Below are 23,829 nucleotides of genomic sequence, written 5' to 3'. Positions count from 1 at the left end.
GCACAAGGACTGAACATGGATTCGCTCAAACGTGACGACCACTCAACCGCTGAAAGCGACGTGTGGTTTTTGTCGGATACCAGCGAAGTCTCAATCCTTCTGCGCCGCTTGAGTGCGCAGGATTGCCCTCTCGGCGCGCCCGCTGCCTGGTCGAGGAGCCTGCAAACCCTGGTCGCGACGATGTTGCCGGTCAAGGCCCAGATCGTGCTGTTTTGGGGGCCGGATTATGTGGCGCTTTATAACGACGCCTACGCTCCGACCATTGGCGCAAAACACCCGCGAGCACTGGGGCGTCCTGCGGTCGAGAATTGGAGCGAGCTGTGGGACGACCTTGAGCCACTGCTGCGCGGCGTGCGTGAAACCGGGGAGACGTTCAGCGCGAAGGATCGCCCTTTCTATATTCAGCGCAGTGCCCGGGGCGAGGTCGTGTACTTCGATGTGTCCTATTCGGCGGTGCGCGCCGAAGACGGCTCGATCGGCGGCGTCCTGTGCATCGTCACCGAAACGACCCAACGTGTTCAATTCGAGGAACTGCAGGCATTTCTCGTGCAACTTGGGCACTCGTTCCCCGCGTTCGTCGAGCCGGAACAGATCGAAACCCACCTGCTGAATGCGTTGAGCGCCAAGTTGCGGCCGGGGATGCTGTGCCTGGGGCGTACGGAAGACAATGGCGGTACATTCTTGCCGGCGCAGGTTCACGAAGGGGGAAGGCTGTTGCGGCACTGCGTCATGCCGGCCTGGCATGGCCTGAACCTCCAAAGGCTGCGCACCGGTCAGGCGCTCTACTATTGGAACGATGATGTGCACGTGGACGAATCGGTGCACGCCCCCTTCTTCCTCGAACAGGCCATCCCCGCGCGAATCGACATCCCGTTACTGCGGGACGGCCGGCTGGCAGGCGTGCTGACCTTCAAACCCGACCCGGCGAACGAATTCGGCCCTCATCAACTTCGCCTGGCCATCGAAGCTGCGGGGCTGGCCTGGCTGTGGATGAACCACGCCAGTGCAGAGATGGCGGTGCGTGTCAGTTCACGTCAGCTTTCAGCGATGTTCGATCAGGCAAGCGCTGGCATCGCGGTCTGCGATGTGAGTTCGAAACTCGAGCGTATCAACGAGCGTTACTGCCAGATGCTGGGGTGCTCCGGCGATGCGACGACCCTGGGTAGCCTGGACCGTTTGATGCGAGGTGAGGCGTTCAGCCCCATGCGACCGGAATTCGAGCGCGCGCTTTACAGTGGCGTGCCGTTCGAAAGCACACAACGCTACCGACGCCAGGATGGAACGGACGTCTGGATTCAGAACCATGTGACCCCCATCAGAGACGGCCGCGACCGCTATTCCCGATTGCTGTGCGTAGGCATCGACGTCAGCGCCCGGATCGAGGCGGAGAACGAACTGCGGCGGTTGAACGATGAATTGGAACGGCGCGTTGGTGAAATGGTGGCCGAGCGCGAAAAAGCGCTGGCGCAGTTGCACGAGTCTCGAAAGATGGAAATGGTGGGGCAGATTGGCGGTGGCGTGGCCCATGACTTCAATAACTTGCTCACCCCCATCATCACCTCGATGGAGCTGATCAAGCGTCGCGTCACCGACGAACGGATCTCCCGGCTGGTGGACGGTGCCTTGCAAGCGGCGGACCGCGCGCGGGTCCTGGTGGGTCGCCTGCTGACCTTCGCTCGCAGGCAGACGCTCAGACCCGAACCGACCCAGCTTGCGCGGTTGATCCATGACTTGACCGACCTGATCGAGCGCTCTCTGGGCCCCACGATCCCAGTGACCCTGAACATCGATGCTGAGCTGCCCAATGTGTTGGTCGACGCCCACCAACTGGAGCTCGCCATCCTGAATCTCGCAGTGAATGCACGCGATGCCATGCCCCAGGGGGGACACTTGGTGATTTCGGCGACCCACGCCACCGACGCCGCGAGCAAAGGGCTGGCAGACGGAGATTACGTCAAATTGTCCGTACAGGATAACGGCTGCGGAATGGCCGAGGACGTGCTGCGCAAGTGCGTGGAACCGTTTTACTCCACCAAGGGCGCTGGAAAAGGCACCGGGCTAGGCCTTTCCATGGTGCAGGGGCTGGCGCTCCAATCGGGCGGTGCGTTCGATCTGACCTCTCGGCCTGGCGCTGGCACCACCGTCAGCCTCTGGTTACCGACCACCTGCGAAGCGGTGAGGCCCGAAGAGCATCCTCAGGTCGAGGCTCCGACGGCGCAGGCCAAGACCCATATTCTGTTGGTGGACGACGAAAACCTGGTCAGGCAAAGCACCGCATTGCTGCTGCGCGACTTGGGCTATCAGGTCACCGAGAGCAGCAGCGCCACCGAGGCGCTTGCAAAGGTCGCGGACGGCCTGCTACCCGACCTGCTGTTGTCCGACCAGGTCATGGCGGATCGGTCGGGACTTCAATTGGCGCACCAATTGCGCGCGCAATTCCCGCACCTGCCTGTCCTGATCATCACCGGGTACACCCACATCGAACTGCCCCACGGTGAGGGGTTCGAACTGCTGACCAAACCCTTCAGCCGCGAGGACATCGCGTCGAGAATTCTTCATCTGCTCAAGGGGCGTGAAGCGGCGGGGTGAATGGCGCTGACACCGCGGATGCGGCAACGCCTGGTGCTCCAGAGTGCCGACGTGCAGGAGAATGACAAGCGTGTGGTACGCGCAGCCGCAGCGCTTATCACCTGAAGGTCGAGACAACATTGACAGCCCAAGGTCTCACTGGCTATAACTGCCTTGTTGTACGACAACATATGATTCAAAGCGACAACATTTCCAAAAAATAAAAACAGTGTCGGCCACCCCCATGAATCCAGACTGCTTGCTCATTAGCCCTAATCCCCGGCCTTTTCACGCTTTTTGGCGAAATGGCGAGCCTCCCGCAGTGAAGCCCCTGGCCAGCGCACTGCCCATTCCACCACCCTCCACTTGTTAGACGTCTGACTCCGAGAGCCTACTCGGGCCAATCTGCACATTCTCGGCACACGGCCGAGAGACCATCACACCTCCAAGAACAAGAGTGATGTCATGAACCTCAACGAGTCCACTCACCCGCAAAGCATGACCCAAGCGGCAACCCGTTCCATCGGCAAATACCGTTGGACGATCTGTGCGTTGCTGTTCTTCGCCACCACGGTCAATTATCTGGACCGCCAAGTGCTGAGCCTGCTGGCGCCAGACCTGTCCGCTCAATTCGGCTGGAGCAACACCGACTACGCCAACATCGCGTCGGTCTTCCAGTTTGTCTACGCTATCGCGATGGTCTTCGCAGGCCGAGTGGTCGACAAGATCGGGACGAAAACTGCGTACATGGTGGCCATTGGGGTCTGGTCGACGGGCGCTGTGATGCACGCCTTTGCGGTACCGCTGGGTCAAGGCATCGGTGCGATCGCCGGCGCGTTGGGCCTGGCGGCGATCCCGGTGTCCATCGCAGGTTTCATGTTGTCGCGGGCGGTGCTGGCGATCGGCGAAGCGGGCAACTTCCCCATCGCGATCAAAGCCACGGCCGAATACTTCCCCAAGAAAGAACGCTCATTCGCCACGGGCATCTTCAACTCCGGGGCCAATGTCGGGGCGATCGCTGCGCCCATCTGTGTGCCGCTCATCGCGGCGGCATGGGGTTGGGAAGCGGCTTTCATCGTGATTGGCCTGCTGGGTTTCGTCTGGCTGGGCTTCTGGCTGGCGCTGTACGAAAGACCGGATCAGCAAAAGCGCCTGACCGCCGACGAGTTGGCTTATATCCGCAGTGACGAAGCCGAATCCACCCAGCCCCTCCCGGCTTCGAACGTGCCTGGCCGAAAGGTCTCGTGGTTCAAACTGCTCACCTATCGTCAGACTTGGGCCTTCGCGTTTGGCAAGTTCATGACCGACGGCGTGTGGTGGTTCTTCCTGTTCTGGCTCCCGACCTACCTGGCTGCGCAGTACGGAATGAAAGGTCCCTCCATCGTGATGCCGTTGTTCGTGCTGTACAGCATGACCATGGTCGGGAGTATCGGCGGTGGCTGGTTCCCCAGCTATTTCATGGCACGCGGCGACAAACCTTACGACGGCCGCATGAAGGCGATGCTGGTGATCGCGCTGTTCCCACTGCTGGTACTCCTGGCGCAACCGCTGGGCTACATCAGCTTCTGGGTGCCCGTCTTGCTGATCGGCATCGGCGCGTCCGCCCATCAGGCATGGTCCTGCAACATTTTCACCACGGTTTCCGACATGTTCCCGCAAAAAACCGTGGCCTCCGTGGTCGGCATCGGCGGCATGGCGGGTGGCCTGGGGGGCGTGGTCCTGACCAAGATTGGGGGCTGGGTATTCGACTATTACAAATCGATCAACGATATCCACACCGGCTACATGATCATGTTCGCCATCTGTGCACTGGCGTACCTGGTGGCCTGGGGCGTGATGAAGACGCTCGTCCCGCGCCACAAGGAAATCACGGACCTCTAAGGTGCCCTGCCCGACCGATTACACGGCAATGCCGTACCGACACGCGGGGGTGTTCTGCCCCCGACGACAACAAGAAGGAAAGAGCGATGACCCGATACAAACTGCTGCTGGGCTTTCTGGGCGTGTTTTCCGGATATGTGTTCGCCGCGCCGTCCGCCGACGAGCAAGCCGTGGCCAAGGCGGTCGACAACATGACCCAAGCGATGCTGCACAAGGACACCAAGGCCCTGAGCGCCCTGACGTCCGACAATGTCACCTACGGCCACTCCAGCGGCAAGATCCAGAACAAGGCTGAATTCATCGCCGACATCGAGACCGGACGCAGTGGGTTCAAGACACTGCAGATGTTGAACCAGAAAATCACCCTGGACGGCGACGTCGCCCTGGTGCGCAACCACTTTTCCGCACAGGCCGTGAACAGCGGCGTGGAAGTCCCCACCGAGATCGAGAACTTCCAGGTCTGGCAGAAGCAAAAAGGTCAGTGGTTGCTGATCGGACGACAAGCCTTCAAGTTCTGACATTCCGCCCCGTATGAACTGATCGGCAGTGAGCAGTCAGCCTCCCTGCCGGTGAGTGCGTGCATCCTGAGTCTCCCGGCACCGACACCTCAGATCGGCGTCCCCCATACTCACGCCCGCGGCTCACACCGCCGCATCACCGATTTGAACGATCCGCCCTGCCGAGATATCGCCCACGATGGCACTGAGCCGACTTTCTTCGCGCTGGAACATCGCGATCATCCGCTGCAACGCCTGGGCATCCGGTTCATTGCCTGCCTGGCTCAACCGCTCGGCAATTCTGACCAGTTCTACCGCTGACCACTTGAGATCGGCTGCCAGACCTTGCAGGTCCCTGCGCAGCGTTTGCGTGGTGGTGTCCATCATGACGCTCCTGTTCATTTCTTCAGATGCATATCGGCAGCGAACCGAGAGGGTTGCATGTCCTTCGTCGGTTCGTAAACGCGAGGTTCACGCCTCGCGGCCTTGATCGCCTTCGCAGGGAGGGCGCGTGCCCTTCTGCTCGATGGCATGGCTGTACGCGGCGTCGGCGTAATCCAGCATTTCGTCGAGTTCGCTGGCCGTGATGATACCCAGCCTGGCCAACGCCATGGCATGCCCGGTGAGTTCGCCGCTCCAATGCTCAATCGCCAGCTCCCGACGCCCCTCGTGGTTCAACAATATGTTCCACAGTTCCAGCTCCCGGTCCCTGACCTGTTCATCCCCCATGACGCTTCCTCCTTCAATCAACGGGCCTGCACCACCAGGACTGGGCATACCAGACCTCCCCTTCGAGCTGAATGCCGCTGAGGGTGAACCCCTCCCGCGCCATGGCCGACAGGCTCGCGTCGTAAAGCTCCGGCAGCAGCAGCTTGAAATCACCGTGGGTCGCCCTGAGGGTGGCGACGTTCGAGTGCCGGTGCAGGGGCTCGCACACACGGTTGGTGATGGTGAGCTCGCCGTGGATCACGGTCGTGCGTTTGGGCGGAACCATCGGCAGCGCCTTGCCGTTGCTGCGTCGGGGGGTGATGAGAAATTGCATCGAAGTCACTGCCGCTGTACTGTACACATATACAGTTAACTAGACCCCTGAGCGGTGGTCAATGCTGTATGGCATGAGTGGCGTAATGTGAGGTGACCAACATGTGTGGCGGTGTCGAAGCGAAGGACAAGAACCGAGCGTATGAGCCCGTGCGCGTCTACTTCCCCAATCCGATGGCTGCGCTGCCGGTGGTGCTGGAAGATGGTACGGATCTTGGGTGGGTACGCTGGGGGCGACGCAAGGAGCAGCCGGGCTGGGGCCCACAGGGTGGCTGGGCGAAGCATGAAACCATAGAACGAGGCGGCTGGGAAAAGTATCACCCGCAACGTGCCATCGCGTTGGTCAGCCGCTTCATGGAAAAGGACGCTGAACGGGTGTCCCACTGGTTCGATATGAACGACGGCTATGGCCTTGAGTGCCTGGTGATCGGCGAGGCGCAGGAGCGACGGGTTTACGTGGTCACCCGCGCACCGCCTGCGGCGTACGAATGGCTGCACGACCGTTGGCCGGCAGTCACGCCGGTTCCTGGAAATGACCGTGAAATGTGATTTCGGCCGCTTGCCCCGCGTCAAGTGAGCTATTGCCCCCACCGCTGTCGGGGGACTGATGACAGGGCCCTCCATGCAAACGCTGTTGAACGACATTCTTGATGAAGTCCGTCCCTTGATCGGCAAGGGCAAAGTGGCTGACTACATACCCGCGCTGGCCGACGTACCGGCGCAGCAGCTAGGCATTGCCGTGTATGGCAATGACGGCAGCTACCACTGCGCAGGCGACGCGCTGGTGCCTTTTTCCGTACAGAGCATTTCCAAGGTGTTCAGCCTGGTTCAAGCGATCGGCCACTCCGGCGAAGCCATCTGGGAACGCCTGGGCCACGAGCCCTCAGGCCAGCCGTTCAACTCGCTGGTGCAACTGGAGTTCGAGGGCGGACGGCCGCGTAATCCGTTCATCAATGCGGGCGCATTGGTCATCTGCGATATCAATCAATCGCGCTTTGCGGCGCCGACGTTGTCGATGCGCGATTTCGTGAGGCGCTTGTCGGGTAATCCTCACGTCTTGATGGACGCCCGGGTGGCCGACTCGGAGTACCAATTTCGCGCGCGCAACGCGGCGATGGCGTACCTGATGCAGTCGTTCGGCAACTTTCATAACGAAGTCGAGACGGTATTGCGCAGCTATTTCAGCTATTGCGCGCTGCGCATGAGCTGCCTGGACCTGGCCCGTGCATTCTGTTTCCTGGCCAACGACGGCTTCTGCAAGCACAGCGGCGAGCAGATCCTGACGCGCCGCCAGACTCAGCAGGTGAATTCGATCATGGCCACCAGTGGGCTGTATGACGAGGCCGGAAATTTCGCCTACCGCGTGGGGTTGCCCGGCAAGAGCGGCGTAGGAGGCGGGATCGTCGCCATCGTACCCGGGCAGTTCAGCGTGTGCGTGTGGTCACCGGAGCTCAATGCCGCAGGCAATTCCCTCGCCGGAATGGCCGCGCTGGAATTGTTGAGTTCGCGCATCGGCTGGTCGGTGTTCTGAAGAGCGCCCCGGCTCTGTTCCGGGGCAAAGACAGCGCAGCGGGGGCGGGGCTGGTCGGTAACTATGGAAAGACTCACCGTCGGACGACCGTCTGCTTCTTCCACCCAGGCTCCCATTTCCCTGTAAAATGGTTGCACTTGGCCATGAGCATGTCGTGCATGGTGGGGCTACCAGGACGACTTATGAGTGATCACAAACCGCAACGCAGTTTCACCTCGATCAGCTGCGCTGAATGCCGGAATCTGAGTGACCTGGGTTTCAACTTCACGATGGCCTTTCAGCCTATCTTCGACGTACGCACCGCGCAGCCGTGGGCCTATGAGGCGCTGGTGCGGGGCATCAACGGCGAATCGGCAATGAGCATCCTGGCCCAGGTCAATGACGATAACCGGTATCGCTTCGATCAGGCTTGCCGGGTCAAGGCGATCGAACTCGCGGCTCAATTGGGTTTGCCCGCGCTTGCGGACTGCAAGCTCAGCATCAACTTTCTGCCCAATGCCGTCTACCGGGCCGAAACCTGCATTCGCGCCACGCTGGAAGCCGCACGCGCCTTCAACTTTCCAACCGAGCGCCTGATGTTCGAGGTGACCGAAGGCGAGCGGGTGGACGACCCCGAGCATTTGAAAGCCATCTTCAATGAGTACGAGCGGCAGGGATTTACCACTGCCATCGACGATTTCGGATCGGGCTATTCGGGCCTCAACTTCCTGGCGATGTTTCAGCCCAATGTGTTGAAAATCGACATGGCGTTGACCCGGAACATCGACTCCGACCCGGTGCGCAAAGCCATTGTGGAGGGCATCGTGCTCGTCTCGAGAAGGCTGAACATCACGGTGGTCGCCGAAGGTATCGAAACCGCTGAAGAACGCGATTCGCTGCTGGTCCTGGGCGTCAACCTCATGCAAGGCTACTTGTTCGCCAGGCCACAGGTGGGCGCGTTGCCGAAGATGCTGGCCCAATAAAGCCCTGCACCTCTGCAAGGCAGTGTCGCGAAACGTCATGCCCCGCGTCGCAGGCATCGAGAACGTTTACTGACGAAACAGGGTCACAACAGCTGACTGCACAGGGGTGACGAGAATGATGGTGAATACGCTGGTGTTTCTGACCACGCTGATCGGCATGGAAGGATTTGCCTTCGTCGCCCATAAATACATCATGCATGGCTGGGGCTGGGGATGGCACCGCTCCCACCATGAGCCCAGAACGGGGTGGTTCGAGAAGAATGACCTGTATGCGGTGGTGTTCGCCGCTTTCGCCATCCTCCTCATCGCAATGGGCAACCAGGGCGTGCACCCGCTGGAATGGATCGGCGCCGGCATGACGGCCTATGGGTTTCTGTACTTTTTGGCCCACGACGGGCTGGTGCACAAGCGCTGGCCCTTGCGCCACGTGCCGCGCAGCGGTTATTTGAAACGCCTCTACCAGGCGCATCTGATGCACCATGCCGTGGCGGGCAAGGAGCGGTGCGTATCGTTCGGTTTCCTGTATGCACCTTCTATTTCATCGCTTCGGGCTCAACTGCGGCGTTTGCATGGGGGGGCGCTGGAAAAGCGTGACGAGGACGCTGCCAACCGTCAGCAGGGCGGTCAGGCCAGCGACGGCCTCGGGAACTGACGGCGCGCCAAAGCCCGGTCACGACCAGCCGGAGCTTGTCAGGCTTCGACGTCGATACGCGGGTATCCCACGCCCGGCTGCCCCGCTCCTTCACCTTGACACCAATCTCCCGGTACACCCCGCTGGCCGTCGCCACTGCCCAGGCCGAGCGCCACGGCAAGGCCGTCAGACCGGCCTGGGCACTGGCGTAAAAAGGCTCGGCCAAGTCCACCAGGCGGCGGGCCAGCACGGCCAGCGCCGGTCGGTACTGGGGTTCGGCAAGGTGCTGCTCGGGAATCGACAGTTCACGCAACCAGTCGTCAGGCAGGTAACAGCGGCCAACGCTCGCATCTTCAATGATGTCGCGAGCGATGTTGGTCAGTTGAAAGCCCATCCCCAGGTCGCAGGCGCGATCCAGAGTACGTTCATCGCGGACGCCCATGACCTGCGCCATCATCAGCCCGACAACGCCGGCCACGTGATAGCAGTAGTCGAGCGTGTCTTCGATGCGCTCGTAGCGCCGCTGCTGAACGTCCATGGCGAACCCGGCCAGGTGCTCCAACGCATAGGTCTCGCGAATGCCATGGCGGCGCACCACCTCGCGGAACGCGGCGAATGCTTGACTGTGGACGGGCAGCCCGGCGTACACCGCCTGGGTCTGGGCCACCAGTGCCGCCAGTCGCGCGTTGACCTCTTCCTGCTCCACAGGCGCGGCCAGGTGCCCTGCCTCCTGGCCGTCGATCACGTCGTCGCAATGCCGACACCAGGCATAGAGCATGACTGCGCTACGCCGGGTGGCGGGGTCGAACAGGCGCGACGCGGCGGCGAAGCTTTTCGAGCCGACGGCAATGCTTCGGGTCGCATGATCGAGCAGGGCTTGGTCGTCATTTTCGGCAGCTATCATGGGTGCAAGTCCTCCAGCATGAGACCGGCAGTGGCCTTGGCGGACCCCACGACCCCCGGCACCCCCGCGCCGGGATGCGTGCCTGCGCCGACCAGGTAGACGTTGCCCAGCGCCGCATCGCGATTGTGCGGCCGGAACCAGGCGCTCTGGGTGAGGATCGGTTCGAGGGAAAATGCCGACCCGAGGTGCGCATTCAGCTCACTCTCGAAGTCCGCCGGCGTGAAGATCCGACACGTGACCAGATCCTCCCGCAGTCCGGGCATGTAGTGTTTCTCCAGGTAATCGAAAATCCGGTCACGGTAGCGCGGGCCTTCGATCGTCCAGTCGATGGGGGCATTGCCCAGGTGGGGTACCGGCGACAGCACGTAATGGCTCGAGCAGCCTGGCGGAGCAAGGCTGGGGTCCGTCACACAGGGCGCGTGAAGGTACAGCGAAAAATCTTCGGCCAGCGCCTGCCCGTTGAAAATGTCCTGGATCAGCGCTTGATAGCGTGGCCCGAAGCAGACGGTATGGTGCTGCAATTGAGGCTGCGGGCGCTTGAGGCCGAAGTGGATGACGAACAGTGAGTTACTGAACCGCTTGCGCTTGAGCCGGGCACTTTCCTTCTCGCCGCGGGCGTGCCCACCGAGCAAGGTGGCGTAGGTGTGGACCACGTCTGCATTGGAGGCGACACAGTCGGCGGCGAACTGTCGGCCATCCGCCAGGTGTACCCCGGTGGCGCGGTTGCCGACGGTGTCGATGCGGGCCACGTCAGCGTTGAGTTCGATGCGCCCACCGATGTCCTCGAACAGGCGGACCAGCGCGTTGACCAGCGCCCCGGTGCCGCCCCTCGGAAACCAGACGCCCCACTCTCGCTCCAGGGCATGAATCAGGGTGTAGATGGACGACGTGGCGAACGGATTGCCACCCACCAGCAGGGAGTGAAACGAAAACGCCTGGCGCAGCTTGTCATCCTCGATGAAGGCCGAGACCTTGGCGTACACGCTGCGCCACGCCTGAAGCCGCGCCAGTTGCGGCCCGGCGGCCAGCATGTCGCGGAACGACAGGAACGGGACGCTGCCCAGCTTGAGGTACCCTTCGCGGAACACGGCTTTGGAATAGGCGAGAAAGCGCTGATAACCTGCAACGTCCCTCGAGTTGAACTGGGCGATTTGCCGATCGAGTGCGGCCTGGTCATTGGCGTAATCGAAGCTTGATCCGTCCTCCCAGCGCAGCTGATAGAACGGCGCGACAGGCAGCAGTTCGACGTAGTCGGCCATCGTTCGACCGGCTGCGGTGAACAATTCTTCGATGGCCGTCGGGTCGGTGATCACCGTAGGGCCCGCGTCGAAGGTAAAGCCCTGATCCTGGTAGACATAGGCGCGCCCGCCGGGCTTGTCGCGCTTTTCCAGCAGCGTCGTCTGCACCCCCGCCGCCTGCAGGCGGATCGCCAAGGCCAGCCCTCCGAATCCGGCGCCAATCACAATGGCTTTTTTTGCCTCGGTCATTCTCGATTCTCGTACTGTCTGGGGTGGTAACGGAACATCGCGCGAAGCGCCTCGTCAACTGGCACAGGTGGCTTGCCGGAGACAATCCGCAGCTTGTCGGCGAGGCTGCTTTGTTCGGCATAGAAACGTTGGATCAGGCCCTCGGGAAGCCCATAGAAACGCTGCATCACCTTCCAACGGTGATCGGGCCGCCCCGCCAGAAACAGCATGCGGTTGAGCAAGCGATAGAAGCGTTGGCGGTGCCAGACCCGAGCGGCATGAGTCCGTATGCCCTTGGCCAGGATCCTGGCGTCAAGCTGGCGCTGTTCGGCGATCCAATCGGCCAGGCGTACGGCATGGGGCAACGAGTAACCGGTGGTGCAGTGGAACAGGCCTGCGCGCAGACCCGATAACGGCTGGCCCTGGGTGTCGCTCCAGAACCGAGAGAAATCACCGGCCAAAGTGATCGGCAGCACCCCATGCTCCTCACGCAGGCAAGCCGCGACAGCCCAGCCCCGAGCCTCCACATACTCGGCGATGTGGCTGCGCAACTGTTCGGCGGACAATGCCTGGCGATCCACATAGTGCGTATCTTCCACCAGCACCGTATCGGCACTGAACGGCAGGACATAGACGAATCGATACCCCTGGCCCTGGGGCACTCGGGCATCCATGATGATCGGCGCCTCCAGGCCATGGGGCGCGTGCAACTGCAGCAACTGCCCCAGGAACGCCTGACGACCCAACACCATCTGAGGACTGGCCTGAACGCCGCGTCCGTCGATGACCGCGCGGGCCTGCAGAGACTCTCCATTGGCCAGCGACACGGAAGTCGGGCTGAGCCGAGTGATCGCCACGCCCGTGCGCAAGTCATCCCCCAACGCGGCCCCAATGACGTCGGCAAAGCGCTCGGAATCAATGCTGGCGTAGCCCGAAGACAGGCGCCGGGATCGACCGGGAAAATGGACGTCGTAACACGGCCAGCGCTGCACCACCAGCGGAGCGATCCAGCGGTGTTGGGCCGGGTTCAGGTCGCCGTCGTGAAACGACCAGGTGTGGTTGCCGCCGATGCGCGGCTGCGCCTCGATGCACAGCACTCGCCATTCGGGACGCACGTGTTTCAAGCGCCAGGCGATCAGCCCGTTGGCCAGTCCTCCACCCGCCAGGATCAGGTCGTAGGTCATGGAATGGCCTCCACAGGCACAGGCTTGCCGGTCCGCACCACGGCTTCGACGATGTCGGCAGCCCGTGAAGTCCCCCCTGCCCGATCCAGCTCTGACGCCAGCCGATGCAACGCCTCTTTGGGGTGCTGCAACAAGTGGGTGAGCGCGGTGTGAATCGAGCCCGCTCGAGCCCGGCGACTGAGGCGCAAACCTATGCCCGCGTGGATGACCCGCGCGGCCACGCCCGGCTGGTCGAAGCCGATGGGCATCACCAGCACCGGCGTACAGGCCTTGACCGCATCCATCACGGTATTGAGCCCGCCATGGGTGATCGCGATATCGGCGTGTTCCAAGGCCCATTGCTGAGGAGCAAAATCGGTGACCCACGTCGCACCGCTGCGCCGTAGCCGCTCTTCTTGAGCCGTTCCAAGGCCGCCGCAGTGCGCGATCAACAGTTGAGCCCCGAGCCGGGCGCAGGCTTTGGCGATCTGCTGGAACATCCCCATTCGGCCACCCTGCAACGTCCCCAGGCTGGCGAACACGAAGGGGCGCTGCGGATCGATCGCCCATTGCCCCTGCGCCGGTGCATCGGAACTGCGCAAGGGCCCGACGGCGTGAAAGGTCGAAGGCAACTGCTGGCGAGGAAGGTCGAACCCGGTGATCGTCTGGCTAATCTGGGCGTAAGGCGACAGGCATTGGTGAAGACCGTCGCGGGGGGCGATGGCGAGTTGTTGGCAGGCTTGGCGAATGACCCCGCGCAAGGGCCACATCAGGCCATCGTAAACGCGCTGGCTGGCGACATACAGGCGACGGCTGCGCTCATCCTGGCCGTAGGCGAACGGCATCACAGGCAATGGGATGTCGGGCTCGCGGTTGACCGGCAATGCACAGGCCACCGACACGAACGGCATTCCTATGGCCTCGGCGACCAAACCGCCAGCGGCCTCCATCTGATCGCACAGCAACGCGTCGACCCCCGCGTGCGCGAGCGCCGTTGGCAGCTCGTGGCACAGCATCCGAGTGGTCCGGCATAAATCCCGGATCACGCCGCGCAAGCGCAGCGGGTTATTGGAGGTCGCCGCCCGCCGCAACACAGCGTCAAGGCTACCGGGTGGATGACTGACGGCGCCCAACGCATGAAACCCTATACGCGGGTCAGCCAGCCAACGCCGTGCGTCGGCCGGTTGGAAAAAGGTGACACGGTGACCGCGGTCGATCAACGCCGAGGCAAGCGCCTGCAGCGCCTGGGAATGGCTGTAGAAAGCGGGCGCTACGACGCCGAAGTGGCTCATGGGAACAGCGACAGTGTCGGGTCGGCTGGCAGCAGACGCGCGCGGCGTAACGCCGCGAGATTGGCCGAACCGGTACAAAAACACGCAATCCGAAGCTGCCGAATGACGATGCGGAAATGCTCGATGACCGCAGGCGTGGACAGCGTAGCTTCGCGCAACACACCCGCCGCCTGACCGATGACATCGGCGCCCAGGCAGATCGCTTTGGCCGCGTCGACGCCGTTGCGAATCCCGCCCGAGGCGATCAGGGGCATCTGGGGCAATGCGCGGCGGACACTCTGCAGACTGATGGCGGTGGGGATGCCCCAACCGCTGAACGCTTCAGCCACTCGCCGGTCTTCGGCCCGTACCGCCCGAGCGGCTTCGACCGCCGCCCAACTGGTGCCCCCCAGGCCGGCCACATCGATCACCTGCACGCCCGCATCGGCCAGCGCCACCGCTACCGGCGCGGAGAGCCCGGCTCCTACCTCCTTGACGACCACTGGCACGCCCAGCGTCTGGACCGTGCGTGCAATCGCCTCCAGCACCCCGCTCCAGTTTCGGTCGCCTTCGGCCTGCACGGCTTCCTGCAAAGGGTTCAGGTGGATGATCAAGGCATCGGCATGCAGGCTGTCCACTGCTCGGCGCGCCAGGTCCAGGCCGTCACGCTCCAGCAATTGCGCCGCGCCGATGTTGCCAAGCAAGGGAATGTCGGGCGCCAGCCGACGGAGTTCGCTCGTCAGCCCCTGGTCATTGCCACTTCTCAGCCCGACGCGTTGCGAGCCCACCCCCATGGCGATGCCCAGCTCCTGAGCGGCCCCGGCCAGATGCCGGTTGATGGCCGTTGCACGCTCGGCGCCCCCGGTCATCGAACTGATCAACAGCGGTGCGCGCAGCGTTTTCCCCACCAACGCGCTGCTCAGATCGATCGCGTCGAGGTTCAACTCGGGCAAGGCACAGTGTTCGAATTGCAGCGCATCGAGCCCGGTGCCCCGGCCACGAGGACCCGCGCGTCGGTCGAGCACGATGTTCAAGTGGTCATCCTTGCGTCTACTCAAATCGCTATTGCTCATTACAAGCCCCGACTGGCTGGAATCATTTCGTATACGGCGTGGTCATTTCATGAGAAAACTTATACAAACGCCTCGACAGTACACGTTTTGTACAAGATTGGCTCAACTGAGGCACCTGCGTTGCGAAGTCGTTCCCCGACTTGTAGCGTGACAGGTCTACGCAACCGTTCCAGTCGCGACAGTAAAGGAAGATACCCCGATGAGTACGGACTCCGCTGCCATCCTCGACCTCGGCTTCACCGAGCGTCTTTCTGTGGTGCGCGCCGCCATCGAGCAGCGTCTCGATGAATTGCTCCCAGAGAGTGGCAACGAACGCGATCTGGTGGCGCTGGCGATGCGTGATTCGGCGCTCGCGCCCGGCAAGCGGATGCGCCCGGTGCTGCTGATGCTCATTGCACAGGGGCTTGGCCATGAAGGGACGGCGGCGCTGGATCTGGGTTGCGCGGTCGAGCTGATTCACGCGGCTTCACTGGTGCTGGACGACATGCCGTGCATGGACAACGCGTCTTTGCGGCGTGGCAAGCCAACGGTGCACCTGAAATTCGGCGAGGACGTGGCGATTCTGACCGCGGTGGCGCTGTTAAGCCGCGCGTTCGGCGTCATCGCGTCGATCGCCGACCTGGCGCCGACGATCCGGACTCAACTGGTCGAGCTGGCTGCGAACGCAGTGGGCATGCAAGGGTTGGTGCGCGGCCAGTTCCTCGACCTGCGCGACGGGCAGCACAGCCGGAGTGCGGAAGACATCGCCATGACCAACGACCTCAAGACCGGTGTGCTGTTCGGTGCCATCGTCGACATGGCCTGGTTGATCAGCCACGGCGCCGAAAACGCCCGTGCCCCGCTGCAGAACTTTGCGATGGAACTGGGTCAGGCATTCCAGATGTATGACGATCTGTGCGATGGCTGCAGCGACACCGGCAAGGACTCGGGCAAAGACCTCGGCAAGTCGACCTTCGTCTCGGTCTACGGCGAGGAAAAGGTCAAGGCCCAGTTGCACCTTCACCTGACCAACGCCGAAACCCACCTGCGCCAGGTGTTCAATGACGCCCATATGATCGAGGGCTTCATGGCCATGGTGTTCAAGAAGCGGTTTTGATCAACCGTTCAGGGCTGGGGGCGCTCGGCGATGGCCTGCTTGAGCGCCGCGCCATCAGTGAACCGCTTCTCCTGCACCACTGCGCCGCCCTTGAGCGCCAGCCATTGGACCGACTCCCGATCCCCGTTGTACTCACTGGCGACCCGGCCGTCGCGATCCAGCAGAATCCGGTAGTTGGCCGAGCGCATCGCAGGCACGGCCACCAGCTTGATGACTGACGGCATTTTTTCGATGTCCGCGACATAGATCACGTGGCGCGACTCCAGATAGCCTGCGGGCGCGTCCTCGATCGCCGCGTTGACCATTTTCGCCGCTGCCATGCTGCGCGCGACCAGCAGCACCTGAGCCTCGTCATCGAGGGTGTAGGCCTTGTCGTTCTGATCCAGCAATGTCCATTTCCGGACGGGCTGATGAGCGTTGTCGGCCAACGCGCTGAAACACAGGAAAGCCCCTGCCACGAGAACAAGTCGGCGCATCGTAAAGACCCTGGATAGCCAAAAGGACCTCCATCTTAAGGCAGCGAAGACCTTTTGGCCCGCCCGGATCGAGTAGGTGCCTGTCGGTGGTTCCTTGGCTTTCCCGCGATCGCGATTGCTGAGTCAGAACAGGGTTGTCTGACACGCCGCTGTCGCGGGCAAGCGCGCTCCTACAATCGACTTCGGATCTGCGCTGTCGCCCTGCACGTTGGGCGCCGGTTTTGAAAAATGCCGGAATCTTCCCATGTAGACACGATCTTCCTGATAGCCATGAAGTCAGGTAATGGCGTTCGCCGTTGCCGGTTCATGCCACTCAAGCAGGGAGCACCGCATGCCAATGACACCCCCCTCATCCCGGCCAACGCTCAAGCGCGCCGTCACAGGTCCCATGCTGCTACTGTTCATCCTCGGCGATGTGCTCGGAGCCGGCGTCTATGCCCTGGCGGGCACCATCGCCGGCGAAGTGGGCGGGGCGATCTGGGTTCCCCTCCTGATTGCGCTGTGTTTTGCCTTACTGACGGCCGGCTCCTACGCCGAACTGGTGACCAAATACCCCCATGCAGGCGCTTCAGCGGTGTTCGCGGGCAAAGCGTTCAACTCACCGCTGATCGCCTTTCTGGTAGGTTTCTGCATGCTGGCCGCAGGCGTCACCAGCGCAGCGGGCCTGTCGTTGGCGTTCGCCGGGGACTACCTTTCGGCATTCGTGCAGGTTTCGCCGCCCGTTGCGGCCCTGGTGTTTCTGGGGCTTATCGCACTGCTCAATGCCCAAGGAATCAAGGAATCCCTGTCGGCCAATCTGGTGATGACCCTGATCGAGGTGTCGGGGCTGCTGATCGTGATGGTGGCGGCCCTCTGGTTTTTCCGCACGGGTGAGGCTGATCTTTCACGGGCGTTGTCCTTCAAACCGGGGGTCAACCCTGCGCTGGCGGTGCTGAGCGCCGCGTTGCTGGCGTTCTATTCGTTTGTCGGCTTCGAGACATCCGCCAACCTCGCGGAGGAAATCCGCGACGTGCGCAGGACCTATCCTCGCGCACTGTTCGGCGCGCTCTTGCTCGCAGGCGCCGTTTACATGGGGGTCGCCATAGCCGCTGCGTCGGTGATGCCTGTGGAGCGGTTGCTGACCTCGTCCGCCCCGCTGCTCGAAGTGGTCAAAGCCTCGGGCCTGGGCGTCTCCCCACGCCTGTTCGCGTTCATCGCGTTGGTGGCCGTGGCCAACGGCGCGTTGCTGACGATGATCATGTCGAGCCGACTGGCTTACGGAATGGCGCGCCAGGGATTGCTTCCACGCGCACTGACGCAGGTCTTCCCGCAGCGCCGCACCCCGGGCATGGCGATTCTCGCCACGTCGGTGGTTGCGGTGGCGCTGACACTGACAGGCTCCCTGCAGACGCTGGCGCAAACGGTAGTGCTGTTGCTGCTTTTCGTGTTCATCAGTACCAATCTGGCGGTCTTGGTCTTGCGCAAGGACAAGGTGCAGACGCCCCACTTCAGAGTGCCGACCTGGATGCCTGTGCTGGGCATCGTGTCCTGCCTGCTGCTGTTGAGCCAACAGAGCATGGGCACATGGCTGCGCGCCGGGGCCCTGATCCTGGTCGGCGTGGGGCTGCACGCGGCAGCACGGGCGGGCGGCGTGAAACCCGTGGTCCCTACCGACATTGAACCGGCCCACGAGAAAACATCATGAACCTTCGTCATGCCACGCACGGCCCTTCCCGCTTCAAACTGGCATACCTGAGCCTGGGCTTCGCTTCGCTGGCGGCGTGCGGATCTCACACGTCGCCTTCCCCCGTGGACGCTCCCGGCAAGCCCACCGCCCCCACGATCCAGGCCCTCGACACAGGCGCGCACCTGTTGCAAAGCCGACCGCCGATCGATCGACTGAATGCCTATCTGGACGGCTTCCATTTCTACAATGGCCACCAACAGGCGCAGATGGAGGCGCACCACTACTGTTCGGTGCTCAATGACGACGTGATCCAATGCGTCATCTTCGATGGCAACACCCAAGACGCGAAGCTGATGGGGGTGGAGTACATCGTCAGTGCCGCGCTTTTCGCCCGATTGCCCGAGGGGGAAAAGGCGCTCTGGCACAGCCACCGGCATGAAGTGACATCAGGGCAGTTGATCGCGCCGGGTATTCCCGAACCTGCCGAACATGCGCTGATGGAAAAGTTGGCGAGCACCTACGGCAAAACCTGGCACACCTGGCATACCGATCAGGACAAGACCCTTCCGCTGGGCATGCCGCAATTGATGATGGGCTTCGTCGCCGATGGTCAGGCCGATCCGCGCATGGTCCGCGAACGGGATCGCCGGTTTGGCGTCAGCAGTGATGCCAAGCGGGCCGCACGGTCAGACATCACGGCCCCTGAACCGCTCCCGGGCGCAGATGCCTGGCGTCAGGGCAACGTGATTCAGATCAATGACCCGACCGGCACGTCGCACGCGGGGCGCACGCAGGCCCCTTAGAACGGACAGAGAGGCGCCAGCACAGGCGCCCTGACGTGCACCCGAGTCGGCGATCAAAACGAGGGCGGATCGAAATACACCAGCTCGGAACTGGACAGTGTCGATTTGACCTGTACGGTGCCCTCATCGGCCAGGACCTCCAAGGCCCCGGCTTCCAACCCGGCATAGACTTTCCTGGCGACCAGATCAGGACTCGACTTGGGCATGTCGAACCCCTTGGTCATATCCGTGTCGAGGAAGCCCACATGCAGCGCGACGACCTGCGTCCCCTGGCTCTTCAACTGCAGGCGCAACGCGTTGGTCACGCTCCATGCTGCGGATTTCGACGCCGCGTACGCCGCCAGCATCGGAACGCTCAGCCAGGTCGCGTCGGATAGCACATTGATGAATGCGCCCCCGCCATTCGCGGCGAGCACAGGGGCAAACGCCTGCGACACCCGAATGATCCCGAAGTAGTTGGTCTCCATCAGCGTGCGCGACAGTTCGTCCATGTTCTGATCGAGCGGGCCGTTCATCAAACTGACGATGCCGGCGTTGTTCACCACCAGGGTGACGTCTTGGCACATCGCAGCGGCAGCCCGGACCGACGCATCGTCGGTCACGTCCAGTCTGACGGGGGTCAGACCGGGGACGTCAAAGCCCTCCGTATTGCGCATCCCCGCGTAGACTTTCGAAGCGCCCAAGGCGTGAGCGGCTTTGGCGAATGCCAGGCCGAGGCCCCGGTGGCATGCGTGCCTCATGCAGGGTGGATCGCTCGGCAGACCACCGCTGCCGAGCGAAAGCCCGCTCGCCCCTTCAAGGCTCAAGCGCTACAGGGCTCGGACCACACGAATAAGCGCGTCTTATCACTCTCATTGATAAGTATTATCGAACCGCTCGCCTGTGGCGCGCGGCAGGCTGAAACCTACAATCCTCGCCAGTTCGTCTCCCCGCTTCAGTGCCTGCTTTCAGGCCACATCTCCCACTTGGAACCATGCCCATGCCAAGCGCCAGCCAGGCCTCCCAAGGCCGTCCCGAACATGATCAACAAAACGTCAAACAGCAGTGGTTAGCCATCCTTTCCGTGGCCGTCGGCGCCTTTGCGCTGGTGACCAGTGAATTTCTTCCTGTCGGGGTACTCAACGATGTGGCCCGGGATCTGGGCATCAGCGCCGGCCATGCCGGTTTGATGGTGACCCTGCCCGGCATCATGGCCGCCCTCGCCGCGCCCCTGTTGTCAGTGGGCATCGGGGCACTGGACAGGCGTTTTCTGCTGATCGGCCTGACGCTGATCATGATCGTCGCCAACCTGACAGTGTCTTGGGCCAGCGATTTCAACCTGCTGTTGTTCGGGCGCGTGCTGCTGGGTATCAGCATTGGCGGGTTCTGGGCGACGGCCATTGCCCTGAGCGGGCGATTGGCACCGCGGGGCGTCAGCGTCGCGCAGGCGACCTCGATCATCATGGTCGGCGTGACCCTCGCCACGGTGCTGGGAGTGCCAGTCGGCACCTGGCTGAGTGAGCTGATGGGCTGGCGCATGACCTTTCTGGTGACCGCGCTGGTGGGCATACCAGTGTTGTTGGCGCAGCTCTTCCTGTTGCCACGCCTCAACCCCGACAAGGCCATTCGCATCAGCGACCTGCCCGCGCTGTTCATCAATCCGCAAGCGCGCGTGGGGTTGATCGCCGTATTGCTGATCGGCCTGGCGCATTTCGCTGCCTACACCTACGTCGCGCCGTTCTTCAAGCACAACGCCGGGTTCGATGGGCCCACCATTGGCTCGTTGCTGCTGCTCTACGGGGTGGCTGGGGTGTTCGGCAATCTGTTCGCAGGCTTCGCCGCCAATCGCAGTGTGCGCCATACGTTGCTGCTGGTGGGCCTGATGATCGGCATCAGCACCGTCCTGTTCCCGTACTTCGCCACTCAGCTGACGGGGGCAGCGATGCTGATTGCGCTCTGGGGCTTCGCCTTTGGCGCCTTCCCAGCGTGCGCCAGCATCTGGATGTTCGTGGTCGCGCCGCAGGACGTCGAACGCGGCATGCCCCTGTTCGTCGCCATGTTTCAAGTGATCATCGCAGTGGGTTCATTCTTCGGCGGCCAGATCGTCGATCAGATGGGCAGTTCGGTGCTGATGAGCCTGGCCACGGCGCTGGTCGGCTGTGGCCTGGTGACCGTGCTGGTGCTGGGCCGCCACGTCAGTAACCACCTGGCCGGCGGTGCTGACGATCAACGTGCCGTCATCAGCCATCATTGATGACGACGTGCCCCGGCCCCTCGGATTCGCTTTGAAGGGGCCGAGCGCGTCAGACAGCCCTGCGCTTCACTCTCGACGCCAGTTTTTCCAGGCCTCATAGCGATTCAGCAAAGGCTGCACGCTGATGCCGTGGATCACGATACTCAAGGCCACCACGGACAGCACCAGGTTCGTGCCCAGCGCCGCATCGCCTGCGCCCAGCCCATGATTGAGCGAATAGAACAGATAGTAGAGGCTGCCCACGCCCCTGATGCCAAACCAGCCGAGCAGACTTCTCTGCCGGAGATTCAACACCCCTTGGGAAGGCATCAAGACGCTGCTGACCGGTCGCAGAAACAGAAACAACGCGGCCGCCACCCACAGCGCCCGGATGTCCCAGTGCTCCAGCACCACGACGCCGAGCAGGGTCACCAGAAACACCTCCAGCGCACGTTCGACCAGGCTGCCGAACGCCAGCATGTCACCTAACATGATCCCGGCGGCGACCTGCGACGTACCGAGCGACCCGATGTCGCCCTTGACCGCATGTTCGGGGGCCAGATGTTGGTGGCCGACCACCGGCTGCACCAAGTGCTCGGCAGCGGGTTCCTGAGGGTCGGACGACGTCTGCACTTCGGTCTGACGCAACCCCACCCCTGCGGCGAACACTGCCAGGAAGCCATAGCCATGCAATGCCTCGGCCAGGACGTAGGCGATGGCGATCAATGCCAACGCCAGATAATCATTGGGTGATACGGTACTGTCGTCATGTTGCAGACGCAGGTACAGGGTGAGTTTTCCCAAGCCGCGCCCCAGCCAATAGCCACACAGCAACCCCGCCGAGACCGACCACAGCACGTCCCGCAGCAGCCAGTCGCTCAGCCAATCGCCTTGTGGGTTTCCCAGCAGCAGCAGGCCCAGCAGCACGAAAGGGAACGCCACGCCGTCATTCAGACCGGCCTCGCCGGAGAGGCTGAAGCGCACCGAGTCGGAATCCTGCGCGTCCATGACCTGCACCAGCGTCGCCAGCACAGGGTCGGTAGGCGCGAGCATGGCCCCGATCAGCACCGACAGGCCCCACCCCAGGCCCAGGCCCATGTGCAGCAGCACGCTGACGCCGCCGATACAGATCACCATGACCGGCCCCGCGAGCCAACTGGCGGCCCACCACCTGCGGTTCTGTAAAGGAAGGCGCAGTTTCAGTCCGGTGAAAAACAGCGAAAACAACACCGCGACTTCGGTGAGGTGCTCCATCCAATGGCTGGCCTGACCGATATCGAGGCGCAACAGGCCCAGGCCGGTTGTGCCAAGCCCCATGCCAAGGCACAGGCACACGACAGAAGACGTGACCGGAATCCAGCGCAGGTAGGAAGAGGACAGCGCGAGCAGCAACAGCACAGCGCCGAGCATGGCAAACCAGACTATAAAGGTCATCCGTCATGGAACCTGATCGAGTAATGAATTCCCTTTTCGACTGGCGGATGCGTGGCATCGTTGCAGGAATTATCGATACACGGCTGTCACGCCACCTGCCGCGTGAGCTGCTATCTTGACATCATCCCTCGCGAGGCGTATTTCGGTGCGTCGCTTCCTTACCTTGAAGGCGGCAGAGTGCAGGTCGAATCGCGTGAGCCGAACATCCCCGTGTTATCCGGATTTATTGAACCTATGGCCGACGCCAAGCTCTCTCAATGACTAAAAAGGCTTCCCGCCTCCCCAGGAGTCATCTACATGGCAGCACTGCATCAAAACACCCTGAACGCTATCGCCCGCTCCGAACAGCAGTTGTCGGAAAACTGGTGGGCGGCGCTCGAGGCCAGTGGCTCCACGCGTAACCTCAAAGCGGAAGACGTACGTCAGCAAATCGCCGAATTCCTGCAACTCGTTGTGTCTGCGCTGACAGGTGGCGCTTCGCAAACGATCAGCGCCAGCGAATGGAACGACACCCGGCTTTTCCTGGAAAAGCTTTCCAGTCAGAGAGCCCTGGCCGGACAGGATTCCGAGCAGACCGCTCAGTTCATTTTTGCCTTGAAAGGCCCGCTGTTCTCCATCCTGCAAGCGGAGTACCGTGACCAACCCGAGGTGCTGGCTGAGCAGCTCTGGGAAATCTCCCAACTGCTGGACTTGCTGGCCTTGCACACCATCCGCACCTTCCAGAAATCCCGCGAGGCCGTCATCAAACGACAGCAAGAAGAACTGCTGGAGCTTTCAACGCCAGTGGTCAAACTGTGGGATGGCGTCCTGGCGCTGCCCATGATCGGCACGCTCGATTCCCAGCGCACCCAGATGGTCATGGAATCGTTGCTTCAGCGCATTGTCGACACTGGCTCGCAGATCGCGATCATCGACATTACCGGCGTGCCCACCGTGGACACCCTGGTTGCGCAGCACCTGCTCAAGACCGTGACCGCGATCCGACTGATGGGTGCCGATTGCATCATCAGTGGCGTGCGCCCACAGATCGCCCAGACCATCGTGCACCTCGGGCTCGATTTGCAAGGCGTGGTGACCAAGGCCAACCTTGCCGATGCGCTCGGCCTGGCCTTGCGTCGCCTGGGCCTGGCCGTCGCCAAGTCGTCGGTGTAACC

Annotated in this window: 23 protein-coding genes; 12 read left to right on the top strand and 11 right to left on the bottom strand. The window is 62.3% G+C overall.

From position 1 onward, the window contains the following. Nucleotides 1–15: 15 nt before the first annotated feature. The 3 genes from DBP26_RS17955 (at nt 16) to DBP26_RS17945 (ending at nt 4,967) form a co-directional block, all read left to right on the top strand. Nucleotides 16–2,589 carry an ATP-binding protein gene (locus tag DBP26_RS17955; protein WP_108238812.1) on the top strand — a complete coding sequence of 858 codons (2,574 nt, stop codon included), beginning with the start codon at nt 16–18 and terminating at the stop codon, nt 2,587–2,589. 444 nt (nt 2,590–3,033) lie between these two features. Then, the gene (locus DBP26_RS17950; protein ID WP_108238813.1) at nt 3,034–4,449 is read left to right on the top strand and encodes an MFS transporter; all 1,416 of its coding nucleotides are present in this window, start codon (nt 3,034–3,036) and stop codon (nt 4,447–4,449) included. An 86-nt stretch (nt 4,450–4,535) separates the two neighbouring features. Next, nucleotides 4,536–4,967, top strand: a complete 432-nt coding sequence (locus DBP26_RS17945) for a nuclear transport factor 2 family protein (protein ID WP_108238814.1) — start codon at nt 4,536–4,538, stop codon at nt 4,965–4,967. Between the two features lie 123 nt (nt 4,968–5,090). Here DBP26_RS17945 and DBP26_RS17940 read toward each other — a convergent pair whose 3' ends face one another. The 3 genes from DBP26_RS17940 to DBP26_RS17930 all read right to left on the bottom strand — a co-directional run bounded on the left by DBP26_RS17940 (nt 5,091) and on the right by DBP26_RS17930 (nt 5,988). Continuing rightward, nucleotides 5,091–5,333, bottom strand: a complete 243-nt coding sequence (locus DBP26_RS17940; protein ID WP_108238815.1) for a hypothetical protein — start codon at nt 5,331–5,333, stop codon at nt 5,091–5,093. Between the two features lie 84 nt (nt 5,334–5,417). Next, nucleotides 5,418–5,675, bottom strand: coding sequence for a hypothetical protein (locus DBP26_RS17935; protein WP_108238816.1), 258 nt, complete (start codon nt 5,673–5,675; stop codon nt 5,418–5,420). 13 nt (nt 5,676–5,688) lie between these two features. Next, entirely contained in the window at nt 5,689–5,988 is a 300-nt protein-coding gene (locus DBP26_RS17930) for a hypothetical protein (protein WP_108238817.1), read from the bottom strand. Between the two features lie 101 nt (nt 5,989–6,089). On the opposite strand from DBP26_RS17930, the gene DBP26_RS17925 reads away from it, so the two are divergent. The 4 genes from DBP26_RS17925 (at nt 6,090) to DBP26_RS17910 (ending at nt 9,132) form a co-directional block, all read left to right on the top strand. After that, nucleotides 6,090–6,536: a hypothetical protein gene (locus tag DBP26_RS17925; RefSeq protein ID WP_108238818.1), complete on the top strand. Its 447-nt coding sequence runs from the start codon at nt 6,090–6,092 to the stop codon at nt 6,534–6,536. Nucleotides 6,537–6,609: 73 nt separating this feature from the next. After that, on the top strand, nt 6,610–7,518 hold the full coding sequence (gene glsB / locus DBP26_RS17920; protein ID WP_108238819.1) for a glutaminase B: 909 nt from the start codon (nt 6,610–6,612) through the stop codon (nt 7,516–7,518). 182 nt (nt 7,519–7,700) lie between these two features. Then, nucleotides 7,701–8,480: an EAL domain-containing protein gene (locus DBP26_RS17915; RefSeq protein ID WP_108238820.1), complete on the top strand. Its 780-nt coding sequence runs from the start codon at nt 7,701–7,703 to the stop codon at nt 8,478–8,480. Nucleotides 8,481–8,595: 115 nt separating this feature from the next. Beyond that, a complete protein-coding gene (locus tag DBP26_RS17910) occupies nt 8,596–9,132 on the top strand; it encodes a sterol desaturase family protein (RefSeq protein WP_108238821.1) in 537 nt (178 codons plus the stop codon). Here DBP26_RS17910 and DBP26_RS17905 read toward each other — a convergent pair. From DBP26_RS17905 to fni, 5 genes are read right to left on the bottom strand one after another with little or no spacing between them, the layout of a single operon-like run. Next, nucleotides 9,014–10,015, bottom strand: a complete 1,002-nt coding sequence (locus tag DBP26_RS17905; protein ID WP_146749646.1) for a phytoene/squalene synthase family protein — start codon at nt 10,013–10,015, stop codon at nt 9,014–9,016. The two genes, DBP26_RS17910 and DBP26_RS17905, sit on opposite strands and share 119 nt — an antisense overlap. Beyond that, on the bottom strand, nt 10,012–11,502 hold the full coding sequence (locus tag DBP26_RS17900) for a phytoene desaturase (RefSeq protein WP_108238822.1): 1,491 nt from the start codon (nt 11,500–11,502) through the stop codon (nt 10,012–10,014). The genes DBP26_RS17905 and DBP26_RS17900 overlap by 4 nt, the downstream gene beginning before the upstream one ends. Further along, complete coding sequence (gene crtY, locus DBP26_RS17895) at nt 11,499–12,665, bottom strand: lycopene beta-cyclase CrtY (protein ID WP_108238823.1); 1,167 nt, start codon at nt 12,663–12,665, stop codon at nt 11,499–11,501. Before crtY ends, DBP26_RS17900 begins: the two co-directional genes overlap by 4 nt. Continuing rightward, a complete protein-coding gene (locus tag DBP26_RS17890; protein WP_108238824.1) occupies nt 12,662–13,936 on the bottom strand; it encodes a glycosyltransferase in 1,275 nt (424 codons plus the stop codon). The genes crtY and DBP26_RS17890 overlap by 4 nt, the downstream gene beginning before the upstream one ends. Beyond that, nucleotides 13,933–14,988, bottom strand: coding sequence for a type 2 isopentenyl-diphosphate Delta-isomerase (gene fni / locus DBP26_RS17885; protein ID WP_108238825.1), 1,056 nt, complete (start codon nt 14,986–14,988; stop codon nt 13,933–13,935). The genes DBP26_RS17890 and fni overlap by 4 nt, the downstream gene beginning before the upstream one ends. Before the next feature lie 199 nt (nt 14,989–15,187). On the opposite strand from fni, the gene DBP26_RS17880 reads away from it, so the two are divergent. Continuing rightward, complete coding sequence (locus tag DBP26_RS17880; protein WP_108238826.1) at nt 15,188–16,084, top strand: polyprenyl synthetase family protein; 897 nt, start codon at nt 15,188–15,190, stop codon at nt 16,082–16,084. Between the two features lie 8 nt (nt 16,085–16,092). Here DBP26_RS17880 and DBP26_RS17875 read toward each other — a convergent pair whose 3' ends face one another. Continuing rightward, nucleotides 16,093–16,560, bottom strand: coding sequence for a hypothetical protein (locus DBP26_RS17875; RefSeq protein WP_108238827.1), 468 nt, complete (start codon nt 16,558–16,560; stop codon nt 16,093–16,095). Nucleotides 16,561–16,891: 331 nt separating this feature from the next. On the opposite strand from DBP26_RS17875, the gene DBP26_RS17870 reads away from it, so the two are divergent. Both DBP26_RS17870 and DBP26_RS17865 read left to right on the top strand, forming a co-directional pair. Continuing rightward, nucleotides 16,892–18,244: an APC family permease gene (locus DBP26_RS17870; protein ID WP_256600763.1), complete on the top strand. Its 1,353-nt coding sequence runs from the start codon at nt 16,892–16,894 to the stop codon at nt 18,242–18,244. Further along, nucleotides 18,241–19,029, top strand: a complete 789-nt coding sequence (locus DBP26_RS17865; protein WP_108238829.1) for an OBAP family protein — start codon at nt 18,241–18,243, stop codon at nt 19,027–19,029. The genes DBP26_RS17870 and DBP26_RS17865 overlap by 4 nt, the downstream gene beginning before the upstream one ends. A gap of 53 nt (nt 19,030–19,082) precedes the next feature. On the opposite strand, the gene DBP26_RS17860 is transcribed toward DBP26_RS17865, so the two are convergent. Further along, entirely contained in the window at nt 19,083–19,769 is a 687-nt protein-coding gene (locus tag DBP26_RS17860) for an SDR family oxidoreductase (protein WP_108238830.1), read from the bottom strand. Nucleotides 19,770–20,008: 239 nt separating this feature from the next. Between DBP26_RS17860 and DBP26_RS17855 the strand changes: the two genes are divergently transcribed. Then, nucleotides 20,009–21,262, top strand: a complete 1,254-nt coding sequence (locus DBP26_RS17855; RefSeq protein ID WP_108238831.1) for an MFS transporter — start codon at nt 20,009–20,011, stop codon at nt 21,260–21,262. A gap of 66 nt (nt 21,263–21,328) precedes the next feature. Here DBP26_RS17855 and DBP26_RS17850 read toward each other — a convergent pair whose 3' ends face one another. Then, nucleotides 21,329–22,675, bottom strand: coding sequence for a cation:proton antiporter (locus DBP26_RS17850; protein WP_108238832.1), 1,347 nt, complete (start codon nt 22,673–22,675; stop codon nt 21,329–21,331). 297 nt (nt 22,676–22,972) lie between these two features. On the opposite strand from DBP26_RS17850, the gene DBP26_RS17845 reads away from it, so the two are divergent. Further along, the gene (locus DBP26_RS17845) at nt 22,973–23,827 is read left to right on the top strand and encodes an STAS domain-containing protein (RefSeq protein WP_108238833.1); all 855 of its coding nucleotides are present in this window, start codon (nt 22,973–22,975) and stop codon (nt 23,825–23,827) included. The last annotated feature ends 2 nt before the right edge of the window (nt 23,828–23,829 follow it).

The sequence above is a fragment of the Pseudomonas sp. RIT409 genome (assembly GCF_003052515.2).
GTDB lineage: Bacteria > Pseudomonadota > Gammaproteobacteria > Pseudomonadales > Pseudomonadaceae > Aquipseudomonas.
The sequence above is the reverse complement of the archived record's forward strand: the minus strand, read 5'-3'. Positions and strand labels throughout refer to the sequence as shown.